This window comes from Klebsiella sp. GB_Kp047, assembly GCF_040065235.1.
In the GTDB taxonomy this organism is placed as follows: Bacteria; Pseudomonadota; Gammaproteobacteria; order Enterobacterales; family Enterobacteriaceae; genus Klebsiella; species Klebsiella quasipneumoniae.
The window spans coordinates 13430-32091 of record NZ_JBEAJG010000029.1 but is presented as its reverse complement, the minus strand read 5'-3'; the positions used below and the strand labels follow the sequence as shown (position 1 = coordinate 32091).

Below are 18662 nucleotides of genomic sequence, written 5' to 3'. Positions count from 1 at the left end.
ATGGCAGAAAAGCAAACTGCGAAACGGAATCGTCGCGAAGAAATACTTCAATCTCTGGCGCTAATGCTGGAATCCAGCGATGGTAGTCAACGTATTACCACCGCGAAACTGGCAGCTTCCGTCGGCGTCTCTGAGGCCGCGCTGTATCGCCATTTTCCCAGTAAAACCCGCATGTTTGACAGCCTGATCGAGTTCATTGAAGACAGTCTGATTACGCGCATCAATTTGATTCTGAAAGATGAGAAGGACACGTCCGCGCGCCTGCGCCTGATTGTTCTGTTGATTCTTGGGTTTGGCGAGCGTAATCCTGGGCTGACGCGCATCCTCACCGGACACGCGCTGATGTTCGAACAGGACCGGCTGCAGGGCCGTATCAACCAGCTTTTTGAACGCATCGAAGTGCAGCTGCGTCAGGTGATGCGCGAGAAAAAAATGCGCGAAGGCGAAGGCTACACGCTCGACGAAACGCTGCTGGCCAGCCAGCTGCTCGCCTTCTGCGAGGGCATGCTGTCGCGCTTTGTGCGCAGCGAGTTCAAATACCGTCCGACGGATGATTTCGACGCCCGCTGGCCGCTGGTCGCCGCACAGCTGCAGTAGTTTTCTTTGCATTGCCCGGTAGCGCTCTGCTTACCGGGCTTTTTCGTTACACGCCGTAGGCTTCGCGATAAGCGCGAACGGCGGCCAGGTGTTCCGCCATCTCCGGTTTCTCTTCCAGATAAGCGATCAGCTCTTTCAGGGTTACGATCGAGATAACCTGGCAGCCGTAATCCCGCTCCACTTCCTGAATGGCGGAGATTTCACCGCGGCCGCGCTCCTGACGATCCAGGGAGATCAGCACGCCCGCCAGCTGCGCGCCGTTGGCCTGGATGATCTCCATGGATTCGCGAATCGCCGTACCGGCGGTGATCACGTCATCCACCAGCATGACCCGCCCTTGCAGTGGACTACCGACCAGATTGCCGCCTTCGCCGTGAGTCTTTGCCTCTTTACGGTTAAAGCAGTAAGGCAGGTCGCGGTCATGGTGTTCGGCTAACGCCACCGCGGTGGTGGTGGCGATCGGGATCCCTTTGTAGGCCGGGCCAAACAGCAGGTCGAACTCAATCCCGGAATCCACCAGCGCCTCGGCATAAAAACGGCCCAGCAGAGCCAGATCGCGCCCGGTGTTAAACAGGCCGGCGTTAAAGAAATAGGGGCTCTTACGCCCGGATTTCAGCGTAAACTCGCCAAACTTAAGAACCTGCTTGCTAAGCGCAAACTCAATAAACTGGCGCTGATACGGCTTCATGGATTCGCTCCTCATCTTACTTTTTTACGGTCAAAAAAAAGGCGACTTCTCAGTCGCCTTAAAAACTAATCTGCTAACGCCGCCTTCTGCGTCGTAATAATGGATTCGATCCCCCCTCGGGCTAACGCCAGGAGAGTGAGGAGCTCTTCATGGGTGAACGGCTCGCCTTCTGCCGTACCCTGCACCTCAATGATGCGACCATCTTCGGTCATCACCACGTTCATGTCGGTTTCCGCGGCAGAGTCTTCGATGTACTCCAGATCGCAGATGGCTTCGCCATTAACGATCCCAACAGAGACCGCCGCCACCATCCCTTTCATCGGGTTAGTTTTCAGCTTGCCGGCCGCCACCAGCTTATTCAGCGCATCAGCCAGCGCCACGCAGGCACCGGTAATAGACGCGGTGCGGGTGCCGCCGTCGGCCTGCAGCACATCGCAGTCGAGGGTGATAGTAAATTCGCCCAGCGCTTTCAGATCAACCGCCGCGCGCAGCGCACGGGCGATCAGGCGCTGAATTTCCATCGTCCGGCCGCCCTGCTTGCCTTTTGCCGCTTCACGCGCGTTACGCGTGTGCGTTGAACGCGGCAGCATGCCATATTCAGCGGTGATCCACCCCTGTCCCTGTCCTTTCAGGAAACGCGGAACGCCTTCGTCAATGGAGGCGGTGCACAGCACTTTGGTATCACCGAATTCAACCAGCACAGAGCCTTCAGCGTGTTTTGTGTAATTACGGGTCAGGGTGACGGGGCGCACCTGGTTGGCGCTACGACCTGCTGGACGCATGATAGAAATCTCCGGCTTGAAACGAATGTGGCTGCGCATTATACGGATTAAAGGCGCTTATTCCTATCCTGATAAGGCCTCGAAAGCTATAATCCTCCCCACTCTCCTTTAAAAACAGGAACGACTATGATCCGCAGTATGACCGCCTATGCCCGCCGTGAAATCAAGGGTGACTGGGGTAGCGCCGCATGGGAGCTGCGCTCGGTAAACCAGCGCTATCTGGAAACGTACTTCCGCCTGCCGGAGCAGTTCCGTAGCCTGGAGCCCGTGGTACGCGAACGCATTCGCGCCCGCCTGACTCGCGGTAAAGTCGAATGCACCCTGCGTTTTGAACAAGACCCCAGCGCTCAGGGCGAACTCATTCTCAACGAAAAACTGGCTAAACAGCTGGTTAACGCTGCCAACTGGGTGAAAATGCAGAGCGATGAAGGGGAAATCAATCCGGTTGATATCCTGCGCTGGCCGGGCGTGATGGCCGCCAAAGAGCAGGATCTTGACGCCATCGCCGCCGACATTCTGGCAGCCCTTGACGGCGCGCTGGATGACTTCATCGTCGCTCGCGAAACGGAAGGCCAGGCGCTGAAAGCGCTTATCGAGCAGCGTCTTGAAGGCGTGAGCGGCGAAGTGGCGAAAGTTCGCGCTCATATGCCGGAAATTCTCCAGTGGCAGCGCGAGCGTCTGGTCGCCAAGCTGGAGGATGCGGAAGTGCAGCTGGAGAATAACCGTCTCGAGCAAGAGCTGGTGCTGATGGCGCAGCGTATCGACGTTGCCGAAGAGCTGGACCGCCTCGAAGCCCACGTGAAAGAGACCTACAACATTCTGAAAAAGAAAGAGGCCGTGGGTCGCCGTCTCGACTTTATGATGCAGGAGTTCAACCGTGAGTCGAACACCCTGGCGTCAAAATCGATCAATGCCGAGGTCACCAACTCCGCGATTGAGCTGAAAGTGCTGATCGAGCAAATGCGCGAGCAGATCCAGAATATCGAGTAATCTCAGATACCTTTCTGAAGGCCGGTTTACCGGCCTTTTTTCATCCATTTCAAAAGCAATATTTCTTATCCAGTACCCGGCAGGTCAAAAACGCCCCTGCCGCGCACAGCAGCGTCGGGGCCAGATAGCTGTGATCCATGTGGGTGAATTCCATCACCAGCACCACCGCCGTCAGCGGCATCTGCATGGAGGCGGCGAGAAAAGCGGCTGCTCCCACCAGGGCGAAACTACTTTCATCTCCGCCGGGGAACCCTGATTGCCAGAGCGCGCAGAGCAGCAGGCTGGCCAGCCCGCCCACCGCCAGCCCCGGGGTTAGCAACCCGCCCTCCGCGCCGCCGCGCAGCACCGCCAGGATCACCACCATCTTCAGCCCTAACAGGATCGCGACCATGGAGAGAGGCAGCCCGTCGCTGAGCGCCAGCTGCATCGGCCCCTTGCCATTGCCCGGTAGCGCAGGGAACCAGAGGCTCAGGACGGCAAGAAGTGAAAACGCCAGCAGACAGAACACTGGCATCTGCCAGTTACTTCGCACGCGTGAACGCGCTGCGTTGGTCGCTTTGCGAAAGAGCCAGGCGCCGGCGCCCAGAATCGGGCCCACCAGAATCGCCCACCAGAGAAAGGTGTGCGGAAGCGCGCTGGAAACAAAATGGTATTGCGATTCATCCCCTAACCCGAGGGTGGCCGTCCAGGCGGCAATCGCCGAGGTCATTATCGCCGCCAGCGTTTTTTCCCAGCTAAACGACAGCAGCATGACCTCGAGGGTGAACAACGCCCCTGCCAGCGGGACGTTATACACCGCCGCCAGGCCCGCGCCCGCCCCACAGGCAATCAGCGTGCGGGTGTCATCCTCCAGCAGGCTCAGCTTACGCGCCACCATCCCCCCTCCCAGCGCGCCCATTTCCCGCGGCGCCACTTCGCGGCCAAGCGGGGAACCCAGCGCTACGGTGACGATCTGCAACAGGGCGTGGATCGTCGTGGTGCCCGCGGGCATGGGGACGGAAGGGTTAGCCGCCGCCGCGGCAATGGAAACCCGCTTCTGCCCATAGCGACCAAGCAGCCACCAGCCAAATCCGGCGACGATGCCGCCGGCCACGATTGCCGCGATGCGACGTGGCCAGGGCGACGCCGTGACGCCCTGTAAAAATGACACCGAACCGACGATCTGCCCGGAACTGTAGCCAAAAGCCAGGTGCTGAATGGCGTGTAAAATCAGTGCCAAAACCATGCCGGACAGACCGGCCAAAATCCCGGTTAATACCACGGCCAACAGGCGAGTCAGAGAATGTTTGCTCCCGGCGGCGACACGCATTTTCTCATCTCCTCGAGAAAGAAAATAAAAGGATAAAGGTCGGGACTTAAACATTAGGTATTCGTAGCGTTTTCAATATAGAAAATCGATCGGGAACAAGTCATTACTTTTTCTAATCTTTAAAAATTCAAAAAATAGAAATCAACCGCCAATTAAAGCCAATTTAATCTATATTGGCATTAGTTTTTCCTAGCCTAACGATTTCACTTTAGAAAATCTCAATCGTGATCCTGCGCACAAATCGTTAACCTGCCGGCCACTGTCTGGGGGGATCTATGCTGCTTCATGTTCTGTATTTAATCGGTATCACCGCGGAAGCCATGACCGGAGCGCTGGCTGCCGGGCGTCGGCGGATGGATACGTTCGGCGTCATTATTATCGCCACCGCGACCGCGCTGGGCGGGGGTTCCGTTCGCGATATCCTGCTGGGACACTATCCTCTCGGCTGGGTGAAGCATCCGGAATACGTCATTATTGTCGCCGTCGCCGCCGTCCTTACCACAATTGCCGCCCCGGTAATGCCGCACCTGCGCCGGCTTTTCCTGGTGCTGGATGCGCTGGGGCTGATCGTATTTTCCATCATCGGTGCGCAAATCGCCCTGGATATGGGAGAAGGGCCGGTTATCGCCTCTATTGCTGCGGTCATCACCGGCGTTTTTGGCGGTGTACTGCGCGATATGTTCTGCAAACGCATTCCGCTGGTCTTCCAGAAAGAGCTGTACGCCGGGATCTCGTTTGCCGCAGCGGTACTCTATATAGCGCTGCAACATTACGTTAGCAGCCACGATGTGGTGGTCCTGGCCACGCTGCTGTTCGGCTTTACCGCCCGCATGCTGGCGCTGCGCTGGAAGCTCGGGCTACCGGTCTTCCACTACACCCACGACGCCCACTAACCGCCTCAAAACCCGGGGATGCGTTGCCCGCTAAGCCATTGCGCCAGCGCCGCCACGTCAGGGTGATGCAGGAAAGCCACCAGCTGTCGGGCTCTGATCGCCCCCACGCCCGGCAGCGTGCGCCATTGCGCTTCACTCTTTGCCGTGAGGAGGCGCCAGTTTTCATTTCCAGGCTGCGCCAGCGCCTCCTGGGGCACCGGGATCCCCATCGCCAGCACCCAGCGTATAAAAGGCCGTTTACGAATAAGATCAAACTGATGCCAGAGGTGCTGCCCACGGGCGGCCGAGATCCCAGGCATCGCCTGCAGCTGCTCCGACGTGAGCGCCAGCCAGGAAAAAAGATGCTCCATCGGGTGCTGCCGCTGAATGACGCGCCATACGTTTTCCCCTACGCCATCGATATCCAGCACCGACTTTGATGACAACCAGACCAGCCGGGAAAGAAACTGTTCGCTGCACTCAGGGGTGGCGAAATAGCAGGTTAGCGCATTGAATTTGGCCGCCGGCGGCGTCGGTTTAAGGCGCTCGGCCATCCGCCAGACGACCGCGTCGATCCGTGGAATACCCTGACCTGCCAGACTGATCTGCAGCTGATCGCCAACCCCAATATCCAGCGCCTGCCAGCGGGCCACAGAGCCAACGTTAACCCGCTGCACGCGTTTGTCATCCAGTCGCTGGGGCTCAAGCTCAGCCACTACGTTGACTCTACCGCTGCGGCCGGTACTGAAATGGATCGCCCGCACCTCCATCACCCGCGATGCCGGAGGATATTTCCAGGCTGCCAGCCATTCGCCCTTTCCCGGTGACCAGACGCGCCCCGCCGGTTCGCGCCCTTCACGCACAATCACGCCATCGCTGACGAAGGGCAGCGGCGAGCGATACCACCGCTGGCGCCACTCCGCCACCTGCTCAACACGCGTCACCGGATGGGTGTATTGTCCGCTGTAGATAAACCCCGCCTGCGCCAGCAGCTTCTGACGACGGCGCATATCCAACGGACCGTCTGGCCAGGCCCAGATAAAAACGTCCAGCTGGCTGAGGGGCGCCGCCGCGTCAGCCCGCATCATCAACCCGGCGACTTTCGCCCGCGCGTTCATTCCGCCAGCCTGCTGCTGAACATGCCCCTCCCGACGCAGAAACAGCTCCCCCTGCAGCACGCTGTTGGCCAGTTCGCCGGTCGTCAGCTTCGCCAGCGCCGGGATCTGCCGCGCTCGGGCGGTCCACAACTCACCGCGCAGGCCATCCCCGCGGCTGATAGCCTGAACCAGATGCCCCTGGCGATAGACCAGGGTTACCGCCACGCCGTCCACCTTAGGCTGTATCCACAGGTCGGTTTTATTTTTCATCCAGCGGGCCACGCTGGTTTCATCCGCCAGCTTGCGTACGCCGGTATGGGCGACCGGATGATGCGTATCGCCGGTCGGTGGAGGCAGACCGTCCTCCTCAGGCGTCGCGCCCGGAAAGCATTGCCGCCACTGCGTCAGGCGCTGGGTGAGCTGGTCGTAAACGTCATCACTCACCTCGCTGGCGCCCTGTCGCCAGTAAGCCTCGTTCCAGGCGTCAATCTGTTGATGAAGACGTGCCATCTCCTGTCTGCCTTTAGCCGGCGGCCAGTCCGGGCACGTCGCCAGCGCGCTGGCAGAGAACATCCCTATCGCCAGCCACCCCCCTCCTTTACGCATTCCAGTTCCCTCCTTCAGCACCTGACGGAGAGTCTGCGGCAGAATACCGGAAACCGCGACGGGGGCTTTTTCACCCTGCGAAGCGCCTTCCAGGATTTGCACCTCGTTGCAGCAACAGCTGGCGAATTCAGGAAAACGGCAGGCAAAATGAAAGAAACAGCGGCAAAAAGTGTGACAAGGACTGCGTCACGCCGCGGCGACGTGTATAATAGGCTCGTATGTAGGACCTCTTTCGATAACCACATACAAAAGACACTCATGGCTCAAGGCACGCTTTATATTGTTTCCGCCCCTAGCGGCGCGGGTAAATCCAGCCTGATTCAGGCTTTATTAAAAACCCAACCGTTGTATGACACCCAGGTATCGGTTTCCCATACCACGCGGGCGCCGCGTCCGGGTGAAGTGCACGGCGAACACTATTTCTTCGTGAATCACGACGAATTCCGCTCGATGATTGGCGAAAACGCGTTTCTGGAACATGCAGAGGTCTTTGGCAACTATTACGGCACGTCGCGTAAAGCGATCGAGCAGGTGCTGGCGACCGGTGTTGATGTCTTCCTCGATATCGACTGGCAGGGCGCGCAGCAGATCCGTAAAAGCATGCCGGGCGCACGCAGCATTTTTATTCTGCCGCCGTCAAAAGATGAACTGGACCGTCGCCTGCGCGGCCGCGGCCAGGACAGCGAAGAGGTGATCGCGAAACGAATGGCCCAGGCCGTTGCGGAAATGAGCCATTACGCCGAGTATGATTACCTGATTGTGAATGATGATTTTGACACCGCCCTGAGCGACCTGAAAAATATCATCCGCGCTGAACGTCTGCGCATGAGCCGCCAAAAGCAGCGACATGGCGCTTTAATCACCAAACTATTGGCAGACTGAACCCACATTCAGTATCATGCCCAGTCATTTCTTCACCTGTGGAGCATTTTAAGTATGGCACGCGTAACTGTTCAGGACGCTGTAGAGAAAATTGGTAACCGTTTTGACCTGGTACTGGTCGCCGCGCGTCGCGCTCGTCAGATGCAGGTAGGCGGAAAGGATCCGCTGGTACCGGAAGAAAACGATAAAACCACCGTAATCGCACTGCGCGAAATCGAAGAAGGTCTGATCAACAACCAGATCCTCGACGTACGTGAGCGCCAGGAACAGCAAGAGCAGGAAGCCGCTGAATTACAAGCCGTTACCGCGATTGCTGAAGGTCGTCGTTAATCACACAGCGGGTCGCCCTTGTATCTGTTTGAAAGCCTGAATCAGCTGATTCAAAACTACCTGCCGGAAGACCAGATCAAACGTCTGCGGCAGGCGTATCTCGTTGCACGTGACGCTCACGAGGGTCAGACACGTTCAAGCGGTGAACCTTATATTACGCACCCGGTCGCGGTAGCCTGTATTCTGGCCGAGATGAAGCTCGACTACGAAACGCTGATGGCCGCGCTGCTGCATGATGTGATTGAAGATACTCCCGCCACCTACCAGGACATGGAACAGCTTTTTGGTAAAAGCGTCGCCGAACTGGTAGAGGGGGTATCGAAACTTGATAAGCTCAAGTTCCGCGATAAGAAAGAGGCGCAGGCCGAAAACTTTCGTAAAATGATCATGGCGATGGTGCAGGACATCCGCGTCATCCTCATCAAGCTTGCCGACCGCACCCACAACATGCGTACCCTGGGCTCGCTACGCCCGGATAAACGCCGCCGCATCGCCCGCGAAACGCTGGAAATCTACAGCCCGCTGGCGCACCGTTTAGGTATCCATCACATCAAAACTGAGCTCGAAGAGCTGGGCTTTGAGGCGCTGTACCCGAACCGCTACCGCGTCATTAAAGAGGTGGTCAAAGCGGCGCGCGGCAACCGTAAAGAGATGATCCAAAAGATCCTCTCGGAAATCGAAGGGCGTTTGCAGGAAGCGGGGATCCCCTGCCGCGTCAGCGGTCGCGAAAAGCATCTGTACTCGATCTACTGCAAAATGGTGCTCAAAGAGCAGCGTTTTCACTCGATCATGGATATCTACGCCTTCCGCGTTATCGTCCACGATGCCGATGTCTGCTACCGCGTGCTTGGCCAGATGCACAGCCTCTATAAACCGCGTCCAGGTCGTTTCAAAGATTACATCGCCATTCCGAAAGCGAACGGCTATCAGTCTTTGCACACCTCGATGATCGGCCCCCACGGCGTCCCGGTCGAGGTACAAATTCGTACCGAAGACATGGATCAGATGGCGGAGATGGGGGTCGCAGCGCACTGGGCTTATAAAGAGCACGGCGGCGAAAGCAGCACCACCGCGCAAATCCGCGCCCAGCGCTGGATGCAAAGCCTGCTGGAGCTGCAGCAGAGCGCCGGCAGCTCGTTTGAATTTATTGAGAGCGTTAAATCCGATCTGTTCCCCGATGAGATTTACGTTTTCACCCCGGAAGGGCGCATTGTCGAACTGCCCGCTGGCGCCACGCCGGTGGACTTCGCCTATGCGGTGCATACCGATATCGGCCATGCCTGCGTCGGCGCGCGCGTCGACCGCCAGCCCTATCCACTGTCGCAGCCGCTCTCCAGCGGTCAGACTGTCGAAATTATTACCGCGCCGGGCGCACGTCCGAATGCCGCCTGGTTGAACTTTGTCGTCAGCTCGAAGGCGCGCGCCAAGATCCGTCAGCTGCTGAAAAACCTCAAGCGCGATGACTCGGTCAGCCTTGGCCGTCGTCTGCTCAACCACGCGCTGGGCGGTAGCCGCAAACTCGCCGAGATCCCGCTGGAGAATATCCAGCGCGAGCTCGACCGGATGAAGCTGGCCTCGCTTGACGATCTGCTGGCGGAGATCGGTCTGGGCAACGCCATGAGCGTGGTGGTGGCGAAAAACCTGCAGCAGGGCGAAGCCGCTGCGGCTCCGGTGCCGGCCAATGCCTCAAACCACGGCCATCTACCGATCAAAGGCGCCGATGGCGTGCTGATCACTTTTGCCAAATGCTGTCGTCCGATCCCCGGTGACCCGATTATCGCCCACGTCAGTCCCGGCAAAGGGCTGGTTATCCATCATGAATCCTGTCGTAACATCCGCGGCTACCAGAAAGAGCCGGAGAAATTTATGGCGGTTGAGTGGGATAAAGAGACCGCTCAGGAGTTCATTACGGAGATCAAGGTGGATATGTTTAACCACCAGGGCGCACTGGCTAACCTGACGGCGGCGATCAACACCGCCTCTTCCAATATCCAGAGTCTGAATACGGAAGAGAAAGATGGCCGCGTATACAGCGCCTTTATCCGCCTGACCGCCCGCGACCGCGTGCATCTGGCGAATATCATGCGCAAAATCCGCGTCATGCCGGACGTGATTAAAGTCACCCGTAACCGAAATTAGCTTTTAGACAAAACATTCGAATTGCATCAAGGCAGCAAGCGAATGACAAATCTGCCGGGAGCAGATTTGAACGCTGCTTGCAGGCCCCGTCAGGGGCGAGGTCCAGGGATGGGCCGCGTGATCCGCAGCGACTAAAGAGGTAATTCGAAGGATGAAGTGTAATGAATTCACAGCGTTATGCGCGTATCTGCGAGATGCTCGCCAGGCGTCAGCCTGACCTGACGGTCTGCATGGAGCAGGTCCATAAGCCCCATAACGTCTCTGCGGTCATCCGGACCGCAGACGCCGTTGGCGTACACGAGGTGCACGCGGTCTGGCCGAGCAGCCGGATGCGCACCATGGCCTCCGCCGCCGCGGGCAGCAACAGCTGGGTGCAGGTGAAAACCCACCGTACCATCGCAGATGCCGTCGGCCACCTCAAAGGCCAGGGTATGCAAATCCTCGCCACCCATCTTTCCAGCAAAGCCATCGATTTCCGTGAAATCGACTATACGCGCCCAACCTGCATCCTGATGGGTCAGGAGAAAACCGGCATCACTCAGGAAGCGCTGGCCCTGGCCGATCAGGACATTATTATCCCGATGATCGGCATGGTGCAGTCGCTGAACGTCTCCGTCGCCTCGGCGCTGATCCTGTATGAAGCCCAGCGGCAGCGACAAAACGCCGGGATGTACCAACGCGCCAACAGCATGCTGCCGCCGGAAGAGCAGCAGCGCCTGCTGTTTGAAGGCGGCTATCCGGTGCTGGCCCGCGTCGCGAGACAGAAAGGGCTGCCTTACCCCCACGTTAACGAGCAGGGCGAAGTGGAAGCCGATGCCGCGTGGTGGGCCACCATGCAGGCTGCGAGGTAAACCCCATGTCAGGCCGCCTGTTAGATGCCGTTCCGCTCAGTTCACTCACCGGCGTTGGGGCTGCGCAGAGCAGCAAGCTGGCGAAGATCGGCCTGCATACGGTACAGGATCTGCTGCTGCACCTGCCTTTGCGCTACGAAGATCGCACCCATCTTTACCCGATAGCCGATCTGCTGCCCGGGGTTTATGCCACCGTGGAAGGCGAAGTGCTCAACAGCAATATCACCTTCGGCGGCCGCCGAATGATGACCTGCCAGATCAGCGATGGCACCGGCATCCTCACCATGCGCTTTTTCAACTTCAACGCGGCGATGAAAAACAGCCTCGCGACCGGTCGACGAGTGCTGGCCTACGGTGAAGCCAAACGCGGGAAGTACGGCGCCGAGATGATCCACCCGGAATACCGCGTCCAGGGCGATATGAGCACCCCGGAGCTGCAGGAGACCCTGACGCCGGTCTACCCGACTACCGAAGGCATTAAGCAGGCGACCCTGCGCAAGCTCACCGATCAGGCGCTCGAGCTGCTCGAGACCTGCGCAATTAGCGAACTCCTGCCGCCGGAGCTGGCGCAGGGGATGATGAGCCTGCCGGAGGCGCTGCGTACGCTGCACCGTCCGCCTCCCTCATTGCAACTTAGCGAGCTGGAAAGCGGCAAGCACCCGGCGCAGCAGCGCCTGATTCTGGAAGAGCTGCTGGCGCACAACCTCAGCATGCTGGCGCTACGGGCAGGCGCCCAGCGCTATCACGCCCTGCCGCTCGGCGCCAACGATACCCTGAAAAATCAGCTGCTGGCCTCCCTGCCCTTTAAGCCCACCGGCGCGCAGGCGCGGGTCACCGCCGAGATCGAGCGCGATATGGCGCTGGACGTGCCGATGATGCGCCTGGTGCAGGGCGACGTCGGCTCCGGTAAAACGCTGGTCGCCGCCCTGGCCGCTCTGCGCGCTATCGCCCACGGCAAACAGGTGGCGCTGATGGCGCCCACCGAACTGCTCGCCGAGCAGCACGCCAACAACTTCCGCAGCTGGTTTGCACCGCTGGGCATTGAGGTCGGCTGGCTGGCGGGCAAACAGAAAGGCAAAGCACGCCAGGCGCAGCAGGACGCTATCGCCAGCGGCGAGGTGCAGATGATTGTCGGCACCCACGCCATCTTCCAGGAACAGGTGCAGTTTAACGGCCTGGCGCTGGTGATCATCGACGAACAGCACCGCTTCGGCGTACACCAGCGGCTGGCGCTGTGGGAGAAAGGTCAGCAGCAAGGTTTCCACCCGCATCAGCTGATCATGACCGCCACGCCGATCCCGCGCACCCTGGCGATGACCGCCTACGCCGACCTCGATACCTCGGTTATCGACGAGCTGCCGCCGGGCCGAACCCCGGTGACTACCGTCGCTATCCCGGACACCCGGCGCAGCGATATTATTGACCGCGTGCGCAACGCCTGCACCCACGAAGGCCGCCAGGCCTATTGGGTCTGTACGCTGATTGAGGAGTCCGATCTGCTGGAGGCCCAGGCGGCGGAAGCGACCTGGGAGGAGCTCAAGCTGGCGCTGCCGGAGCTGAATATCGGTCTGGTGCACGGGCGGATGAAACCGGCGGAGAAGCAGGCGGTGATGCAGGCTTTCAAGCAGGGCGAAATGCATCTGCTGGTGGCCACGACGGTCATTGAAGTCGGTGTCGACGTACCGAACTCGAGCCTGATGATTATCGAAAACCCGGAACGTCTGGGTCTGGCGCAGCTGCACCAGCTCAGAGGGCGCGTCGGGCGCGGCGCGGTCGCTTCCCACTGCGTGCTACTCTATAAATCGCCGCTCTCTAAAACGGCGCAGAAACGCCTGCAGGTGCTGCGTGACAGTAACGACGGTTTCGTCATCGCCCAGAAAGACCTTGAAATTCGCGGTCCCGGTGAGCTGCTCGGCACCCGCCAGACCGGCAACGCTGAGTTTAAAGTGGCGGATTTGCTGCGCGATCAGGCGATGATCCCCGACGTTCAGCGCATTGCGCGTCACATTCATGAACGCTATCCGCTGCAGGCCCAGGCGCTGATCGAGCGCTGGATGCCGGAAACCGAACGCTATTCCAACGCGTAGCGCGCTTTTGCCGCGCTGCGGGCAATCTTTCTACACAATGAGTGGATTATGAAACGAGAACTGGCCATCGAATTTTCGCGTGTCACCGAAGCCGCCGCGCTGGCGGGCTATAAATGGCTGGGCCGCGGCGATAAAAACTCCGCCGACGGCGCAGCGGTTAACGCCATGCGCATTATGCTTAACCTCGTCAATATCGACGGCACCATCGTCATCGGCGAGGGCGAAATCGATGAAGCGCCGATGCTCTATATCGGCGAAAAAGTGGGCACCGGCCAGGGCGATGCGGTGGATATCGCCGTCGATCCCATCGAAGGTACCCGGATGACGGCGATGGGCCAGGCTAATGCCCTGGCAGTGATGGCGGTCGGCGATAAAGGCTGCTTCCTCAACGCGCCGGATATGTATATGGAAAAGCTGATTGTCGGCCCAGGCGCTAAAGGTGCTATCGATCTCAATCTGCCGCTGGAAGAGAACCTGCGCAATATCGCCCGCGCGCTGAACAAGCCGCTGGGCGAGCTGACCGTCACCGTGCTGGCGAAACCGCGCCACGATGCGGCGATTGCTCAGCTGCAGCAGCTGGGCGTGCGCGTGTTCGCCATTCCCGATGGCGACGTCGCGGCCTCCATTCTCACCTGCATGCCGGATAGCGAAGTGGACGTGCTGTACGGCATCGGCGGCGCGCCGGAAGGGGTGGTTTCCGCCGCGGTGATCCGCGCGCTCGACGGCGATATGCAGGGCCGCCTGCTGGCTCGTCACCACGTGAAGGGCGACAGCGAAGAGAATCGCCGCATCGGTGAAAACGAGCTGGCGCGCTGCAAAACCATGGGCATCGAAGCGGGTAAAGTGCTGCGCCTTGATGAAATGGCGCGCAGCGATAACGTCGTCTTCTCCGCTACCGGCATCACCAAAGGCGATCTGCTGGACGGCATCACCCGTAAGGGCAATATGGCCACCACCGAGACGCTGCTGATCCGCGGCAAGTCGCGCACCATCCGTCGGATCCAGTCGATTCATTACCTCGACCGTAAAGATCCGGACGTCCAGCAGCACATCCTGTAATACCGCTTTCTCTCCTCCAGGCAACCGTCCGCGGGCGGTTGTCCTGTTCTTCGTTTATATTTGATCAATAGAGCTTTCTTGCGCCTGCGGGGTGGAAATCTTGCCCGTCAGGGCCGAAGATAAGGCATCGCTTGGCAACAGGAGAAGACGATGGCGGACTGGGTTAGCGGCAAAGTGACAAAAGTGGAGTACTGGACGGACGCCTTGTTCAGTTTATACGTGCGGGCGCCTGTCCATCCGTTTACCGCCGGGCAATTTACCAAGCTCGGGCTGGAAATCGACGGCGAACGCGTGCAGCGCGCCTACTCCTACGTCAACGCCCCCGGCAATCCCGATCTCGAGTTCTATCTGGTCACCGTCCCGGAAGGCAAGCTGAGCCCGCGTCTGGCGGCGCTGAAACCGGGCGATGAGGTCCAGGTGGTGAGCGAAGCGGCTGGCTTCTTCGTCCTCGAGGAAGTACCGGATTGCGATACTCTGTGGATGCTGGCGACCGGCACCGCCCTCGGGCCTTATCTGTCGATTCTCCAGGAAGGCAAAGATCTTGAGCGATTTACTCATCTGGTGCTGGTCCACGCCGTGCGCTACGCCGCGGACCTGAGCTATCTGCCGCTGATGCGCGAACTCGAGCAGCGCTACGCCGGCAAATTACGCATCCAGACGGTGGTCAGCCGCGAAACCGTGGCAGGCTCGCTGACCGGCCGGGTGCCGTTCCTGATTGAAACCGGGGCGCTGGAGGAGGCGGTCGGCCTGCCGATGACCCGCGACACCAGCCATGTGATGCTGTGCGGCAACCCGCAGATGGTGCGCGATACCCAACAGCTGTTAAAAGAGACCCGGCAGATGACCAAACATCTGCGTCGCCGGCCGGGCCACATGACGGCGGAGCACTACTGGTAATCAGGCGTCCGCTTTCCAGCGCACGTCCTGGGTCTCCTTGCCGAACTTATTCTCGCCCTGGGTGCCGACAAACGCCCCCAGGTCGATCAGCATCATGACGATAATCAGCGTCGGCACAAAGCGCCCAACGCCCCACTGCCAGACCTGCGGCAGCATCGCCCAGTTCCCCGCCAGCAGCATCCACGCCAGAATCATCAGCAGCGCCCACAGTCCGGATTTGCCGCGATCGTGCAGCCGCTTCACCACCACCGCCGCCGTCGGCCACAGCAGGCAGACAATAATAAACGCCGCCGTCTGCAGATTAAGCAGATTGCTGCCTGCCAGGGTGAACAGCGCGCTCATGGTCACCAGCCAAATGGCAATCCAGATCCAGAAATCGCGGCGGCCAATGCGCCCTTTAATTGAGAATAACCACTGCTGTAGGGTCATGCGTTTTTCCTTATCATCATCGTCTGCGTAGTTTACCCTGGCGTCGTGACTTTTTGACAAGCGCCGCGCTTCCCGATTTAATCGTCAGCAGGCAAAAAAAGGAACGACGGGCATGAAGAAGTGGACAATCTTGTGTTTCAGTGGGCTGATGGGCCTTGCCGTCGGCCCGCATGCGTTGTCCGCAGAAAGCGAATCGACGACCGCTGCCCCCTACCTGCTCGCCGGCGCGCCGAGTTTTGACCTGTCGATCAGCCAGTTCCGGGAAAAATTTAACGCCGATAACCCGAAGCTGCCTCTGAATGAATTCCGTTCCATATCAACCAGCCGCGATCGGGCTAACCTGACCCGCGCCGCCAGCAAGATTAACGAAAATCTCTACGCCTCCACCGCGCTGGAGCGCGGCACGCTGAAGATCAAATCCATGCAGATCACCTGGCTGCCGATCCAGGGGCCGGAGCAAAAGGCGGCGAAGGCCAAAGCGCTGGAGTATATGAGCGCCATGATCCGCGCCTTCGTGCCCACCCTTAGCCCGGCGCAGAGCCAGCAAAAACTGCAGAAACTGCTGACTGCCGGCAAAGGCAAACGCTACTTCTCCGACACCGAGGGCGCCGTGCGCTATGTGGTGGCAGATCATGGTGAAAAGGGTCTGACCTTCGCTGTTGAACCGATTAAGCTGGCGCTATCTGAAACGCTGGAAGGTAACAATAAATGACAAAAAGCAAAGCCTTTCCAGTGACGAGTCTCTATACTGTTTCACAGACCATGCTGCCCTCTGGGGCGGCTATATTCCTTAATTCGCTTAAGTAGCGTGGAGAATTAAAATGCGACATCCTTTAGTGATGGGTAACTGGAAACTGAACGGCAGCCGCCACATGGTAAACGAACTGGTTGCGAACCTGCGTACCGAGCTGGCTGGCGTAAGCGGCTGCGCAGTTGCCATCGCCCCGCCGGAAATGTATCTGGACCTGGCTAAGCGTGCGGCAGAAGGCAGCCACATCCACCTGGGCGCGCAGAACGTTGACGTAAACCTGTCCGGCGCTTTCACCGGTGAAACCTCCGCCGAAATGCTGAAAGATATCGGCGCACAGTACATCATCATCGGCCACTCCGAGCGTCGTACCTACCACAAAGAATCCGACGAGCTGATTGCGAAGAAATTCGCCGTGCTGAAAGAGCAGGGTCTGACTCCGGTACTGTGCATCGGTGAAACCGAAGCCGAAAACGAAGCGGGCAAAACGGAAGAAGTTTGCGCACGTCAGATCGACGCGGTACTGAAAACGCAGGGCGCTGCCGCTTTCGAAGGCGTGGTTATCGCTTACGAACCGGTATGGGCTATCGGTACCGGCAAATCCGCGACCCCGGCTCAGGCTCAGGCGGTGCACAAATTCATCCGTGACCACATTGCTAAAGCTGACGCGAAAATCGCTGAGCAAGTGATCATCCAGTACGGCGGTTCCGTTAACGCTGGCAACGCAGCAGAGCTGTTCACCCAGCCGGACATCGACGGCGCGCTGGTTGGCGGCGCCTCCCTGAAAGCTGACGCTTTCGCGGTGATCGTGAAAGCTGCGGAAGCGGCGAAAAAAGCGTAATCCGCTTTTCCCGGTGGCGACACGCGACCGGGTTGACTGACAAAACGTGGGAGCCCGGCTTAGCACAGCGCAAGCCGGGCTTTCTTTTGCCGTTACAGTTTCCCCAACAGCTGATACCACGCGTAGTCCAGCGGCAGTAAAATCAAATAGCTCACCGCCGCCAGCGCCAGACAAAGCAACATTCCCGCCCTCGCCGGGACTTTGCCTAACCCCATCGCGACCACGATTGGCGACGCCTGATACGGCAGCAGCGGCGTGGAATAGCCCAGCACCTGAATCATAATCACGCTCAGCAGCGGGAAGCCAGTGGCGTCGGCAAAGCTCTGGGCAAAGGTGGTATACAGCGCCGGCACGCCGTTGGCGGTCATAATAAAGTTCAGCGCGCTGGTAATTCCGGTCAGCGCCAGGAAGCTGGTGAAAGGATTGTCTTTATCCAGGGGCATCACCTGCAGCAGCGCATTGCCCACCACGCCGCCAATCCCGGTTTGGGTGACGGTGATCGCTAGCCCCAAAATCCCGGCAACATAAATACAGGTGCGCATATTCACCCCGCTGGCAAACTCTTCGCCACTGATAAAGCCCACCCGCGGCAACAGCGTGACCACCGCCGCCGCCAGGCCGGTCCACGCCGGGCCGATGCCATGCCAGCTCTCGGTCACCCACAGCGTGAGGACCACCGCCAGCAGCCACGCCAGACGCTTCTCGTCGCGGCTCATCGCCGGCAGCGGCGCCAGGTCGCGCGGCGGATGCGGCTTACCGGGAAACAGCCAGCAGATCAGCGCCACCAGCGCCGCCCCTTTCAGCCAGCCAAGCACCGGCGTATGCAGCAGTAAATAGGGAACATAATTCAGATGGATACCGTACGAGCCCTCCGCCGCGCCGCTCATCACCAGATTCGGCACGTTGGCGGGCAAAATCGTCGCCGAAAGCTGAAAGGTGCCGAACCCCACCGCCAGCGCCAGGCCGAACCAGCCGCGGCTGCCGTCGGCAATGCCCGCCCGGCGGGCCATCGCCGCCACGATCGGCATCAGCAGCGCGATGCGCCCCATGTTGGAAGGCATCACGAACGCCAGGGCATAGCTCAGGAGTACCACGCTGGCGACCATCCGCGGCCAGGAGTCGGTTAGCCGCGCCGACAGCGCCTGCGCCGCCCGGTCCGCCAGCCCGGTTTTACGGATCGCGATGCCGAGCACAAAGCCGCTGAACACCAGCCAGAAGGCCGAGGAGGCAAAGCCGCCAAAGATCACCTCCGGCGGGGCGATTTTCGCCATCATCGCCGCAGCGAAAAACAGCAGCGCGGTGATAAATTCCGGCAGCAGCGACGTCGCCCAGAGCACAATGGTAACGCCGACAATCAGTGAAGGGAGGAACAGCGGGTGGGTAAGCCAGAGCGACATGCCTGTCTCCTGTCGTTTTTTTCAGCAAGAATACGACGACAGGTAAGACAGGTAAACGCCA

General features: G+C 59.4%; 18 protein-coding genes. 12 read left to right on the top strand and 6 right to left on the bottom strand.

What is annotated here, in order from left to right; translation table 11 throughout:
• The gene (gene slmA, locus ABLV76_RS10975; protein WP_004205072.1) at nt 1-597 is read left to right on the top strand and encodes a nucleoid occlusion factor SlmA; all 597 of its coding nucleotides are present in this window, start codon (nt 1-3) and stop codon (nt 595-597) included.
• Between the two features lie 46 nt (nt 598-643).
• Here slmA and pyrE read toward each other — a convergent pair whose 3' ends face one another.
• Both pyrE and rph read right to left on the bottom strand, forming a co-directional pair.
• Complete coding sequence (gene pyrE / locus ABLV76_RS10970) at nt 644-1285, bottom strand: orotate phosphoribosyltransferase (RefSeq protein ID WP_004205073.1); 642 nt, start codon at nt 1283-1285, stop codon at nt 644-646.
• Between the two features lie 65 nt (nt 1286-1350).
• Complete coding sequence (rph, locus tag ABLV76_RS10965) at nt 1351-2067, bottom strand: ribonuclease PH (RefSeq protein WP_023319338.1); 717 nt, start codon at nt 2065-2067, stop codon at nt 1351-1353.
• 126 nt (nt 2068-2193) lie between these two features.
• Between rph and ABLV76_RS10960 the strand changes: the two genes are divergently transcribed.
• On the top strand, nt 2194-3057 hold the full coding sequence (locus tag ABLV76_RS10960; RefSeq protein ID WP_002922636.1) for a YicC/YloC family endoribonuclease: 864 nt from the start codon (nt 2194-2196) through the stop codon (nt 3055-3057).
• A 49-nt stretch (nt 3058-3106) separates the two neighbouring features.
• Here ABLV76_RS10960 and ABLV76_RS10955 read toward each other — a convergent pair whose 3' ends face one another.
• Entirely contained in the window at nt 3107-4366 is a 1260-nt protein-coding gene (locus ABLV76_RS10955; protein ID WP_049003202.1) for a chloride channel protein, read from the bottom strand.
• A gap of 275 nt (nt 4367-4641) precedes the next feature.
• Between ABLV76_RS10955 and ABLV76_RS10950 the strand changes: the two genes are divergently transcribed.
• A complete protein-coding gene (locus tag ABLV76_RS10950; RefSeq protein WP_002922654.1) occupies nt 4642-5259 on the top strand; it encodes a trimeric intracellular cation channel family protein in 618 nt (205 codons plus the stop codon).
• A 5-nt stretch (nt 5260-5264) separates the two neighbouring features.
• Here ABLV76_RS10950 and ligB read toward each other — a convergent pair whose 3' ends face one another.
• The gene (ligB, locus tag ABLV76_RS10945) at nt 5265-6941 is read right to left on the bottom strand and encodes an NAD-dependent DNA ligase LigB (RefSeq protein ID WP_348878312.1); all 1677 of its coding nucleotides are present in this window, start codon (nt 6939-6941) and stop codon (nt 5265-5267) included.
• Between the two features lie 258 nt (nt 6942-7199).
• Here ligB and gmk point away from each other — a divergent pair, with 258 nt between their 5' ends.
• The 7 genes from gmk to fpr all read left to right on the top strand — a co-directional run bounded on the left by gmk (nt 7200) and on the right by fpr (nt 15186).
• Nucleotides 7200-7823, top strand: coding sequence for a guanylate kinase (gene gmk / locus ABLV76_RS10940; protein ID WP_002922664.1), 624 nt, complete (start codon nt 7200-7202; stop codon nt 7821-7823).
• Between the two features lie 54 nt (nt 7824-7877).
• Nucleotides 7878-8153 (top strand): DNA-directed RNA polymerase subunit omega, encoded by a 276-nt coding sequence (rpoZ, locus tag ABLV76_RS10935; RefSeq protein WP_000135058.1) that lies wholly within the window; start codon nt 7878-7880, stop codon nt 8151-8153.
• 18 nt (nt 8154-8171) lie between these two features.
• Nucleotides 8172-10292 carry a bifunctional GTP diphosphokinase/guanosine-3',5'-bis pyrophosphate 3'-pyrophosphohydrolase gene (spoT, locus tag ABLV76_RS10930; RefSeq protein WP_348878311.1) on the top strand — a complete coding sequence of 707 codons (2121 nt, stop codon included), beginning with the start codon at nt 8172-8174 and terminating at the stop codon, nt 10290-10292.
• A gap of 161 nt (nt 10293-10453) precedes the next feature.
• Entirely contained in the window at nt 10454-11143 is a 690-nt protein-coding gene (gene trmH / locus ABLV76_RS10925; RefSeq protein WP_004205081.1) for a tRNA (guanosine(18)-2'-O)-methyltransferase TrmH, read from the top strand.
• Nucleotides 11144-11148: 5 nt separating this feature from the next.
• The gene (recG, locus tag ABLV76_RS10920) at nt 11149-13230 is read left to right on the top strand and encodes an ATP-dependent DNA helicase RecG (protein ID WP_023319342.1); all 2082 of its coding nucleotides are present in this window, start codon (nt 11149-11151) and stop codon (nt 13228-13230) included.
• A 48-nt stretch (nt 13231-13278) separates the two neighbouring features.
• A complete protein-coding gene (glpX, locus tag ABLV76_RS10915) occupies nt 13279-14289 on the top strand; it encodes a class II fructose-bisphosphatase (RefSeq protein ID WP_004205085.1) in 1011 nt (336 codons plus the stop codon).
• A 150-nt stretch (nt 14290-14439) separates the two neighbouring features.
• The gene (gene fpr, locus ABLV76_RS10910) at nt 14440-15186 is read left to right on the top strand and encodes a ferredoxin--NADP(+) reductase (RefSeq protein ID WP_048293911.1); all 747 of its coding nucleotides are present in this window, start codon (nt 14440-14442) and stop codon (nt 15184-15186) included.
• On the opposite strand, the gene ABLV76_RS10905 is transcribed toward fpr, so the two are convergent.
• The gene (locus ABLV76_RS10905) at nt 15187-15615 is read right to left on the bottom strand and encodes a DUF805 domain-containing protein (RefSeq protein ID WP_004173894.1); all 429 of its coding nucleotides are present in this window, start codon (nt 15613-15615) and stop codon (nt 15187-15189) included.
• A gap of 112 nt (nt 15616-15727) precedes the next feature.
• Between ABLV76_RS10905 and ABLV76_RS10900 the strand changes: the two genes are divergently transcribed.
• Nucleotides 15728-16327, top strand: a complete 600-nt coding sequence (locus ABLV76_RS10900; RefSeq protein ID WP_017900062.1) for a YiiQ family protein — start codon at nt 15728-15730, stop codon at nt 16325-16327.
• A 109-nt stretch (nt 16328-16436) separates the two neighbouring features.
• Complete coding sequence (gene tpiA / locus ABLV76_RS10895) at nt 16437-17204, top strand: triose-phosphate isomerase (RefSeq protein WP_002922909.1); 768 nt, start codon at nt 16437-16439, stop codon at nt 17202-17204.
• 92 nt (nt 17205-17296) lie between these two features.
• On the opposite strand, the gene ABLV76_RS10890 is transcribed toward tpiA, so the two are convergent.
• Nucleotides 17297-18601: an SLC13 family permease gene (locus tag ABLV76_RS10890; protein WP_043522754.1), complete on the bottom strand. Its 1305-nt coding sequence runs from the start codon at nt 18599-18601 to the stop codon at nt 17297-17299.
• Nucleotides 18602-18662: the final 61 nt, after the last annotated feature.

What these genes read in the sequence shown, in the direction of transcription:
- trmH (WP_004205081.1), top strand. Translation starts at nt 10,454, where the DNA reads ATGAATTCACAGCGTTATGCGCGTATCTGCGAGATGCTCGCCAGGCGT.
- ABLV76_RS10890 (WP_043522754.1), bottom strand. Translation starts at nt 18,601, where the DNA reads ATGTCGCTCTGGCTTACCCACCCGCTGTTCCTCCCTTCACTGATTGTC.
- gmk (WP_002922664.1), top strand. Translation starts at nt 7,200, where the DNA reads ATGGCTCAAGGCACGCTTTATATTGTTTCCGCCCCTAGCGGCGCGGGT.
- ligB (WP_348878312.1), bottom strand. Translation starts at nt 6,941, where the DNA reads ATGCGTAAAGGAGGGGGGTGGCTGGCGATAGGGATGTTCTCTGCCAGC.
- rpoZ (WP_000135058.1), top strand. Translation starts at nt 7,878, where the DNA reads ATGGCACGCGTAACTGTTCAGGACGCTGTAGAGAAAATTGGTAACCGT.
- ABLV76_RS10950 (WP_002922654.1), top strand. Translation starts at nt 4,642, where the DNA reads ATGCTGCTTCATGTTCTGTATTTAATCGGTATCACCGCGGAAGCCATG.
- rph (WP_023319338.1), bottom strand. Translation starts at nt 2,067, where the DNA reads ATGCGTCCAGCAGGTCGTAGCGCCAACCAGGTGCGCCCCGTCACCCTG.
- glpX (WP_004205085.1), top strand. Translation starts at nt 13,279, where the DNA reads ATGAAACGAGAACTGGCCATCGAATTTTCGCGTGTCACCGAAGCCGCC.
- ABLV76_RS10900 (WP_017900062.1), top strand. Translation starts at nt 15,728, where the DNA reads ATGAAGAAGTGGACAATCTTGTGTTTCAGTGGGCTGATGGGCCTTGCC.
- pyrE (WP_004205073.1), bottom strand. Translation starts at nt 1,285, where the DNA reads ATGAAGCCGTATCAGCGCCAGTTTATTGAGTTTGCGCTTAGCAAGCAG.
- ABLV76_RS10955 (WP_049003202.1), bottom strand. Translation starts at nt 4,366, where the DNA reads ATGCGTGTCGCCGCCGGGAGCAAACATTCTCTGACTCGCCTGTTGGCC.
- slmA (WP_004205072.1), top strand. Translation starts at nt 1, where the DNA reads ATGGCAGAAAAGCAAACTGCGAAACGGAATCGTCGCGAAGAAATACTT.
- tpiA (WP_002922909.1), top strand. Translation starts at nt 16,437, where the DNA reads ATGCGACATCCTTTAGTGATGGGTAACTGGAAACTGAACGGCAGCCGC.
- ABLV76_RS10905 (WP_004173894.1), bottom strand. Translation starts at nt 15,615, where the DNA reads ATGACCCTACAGCAGTGGTTATTCTCAATTAAAGGGCGCATTGGCCGC.
- recG (WP_023319342.1), top strand. Translation starts at nt 11,149, where the DNA reads ATGTCAGGCCGCCTGTTAGATGCCGTTCCGCTCAGTTCACTCACCGGC.
- fpr (WP_048293911.1), top strand. Translation starts at nt 14,440, where the DNA reads ATGGCGGACTGGGTTAGCGGCAAAGTGACAAAAGTGGAGTACTGGACG.
- ABLV76_RS10960 (WP_002922636.1), top strand. Translation starts at nt 2,194, where the DNA reads ATGATCCGCAGTATGACCGCCTATGCCCGCCGTGAAATCAAGGGTGAC.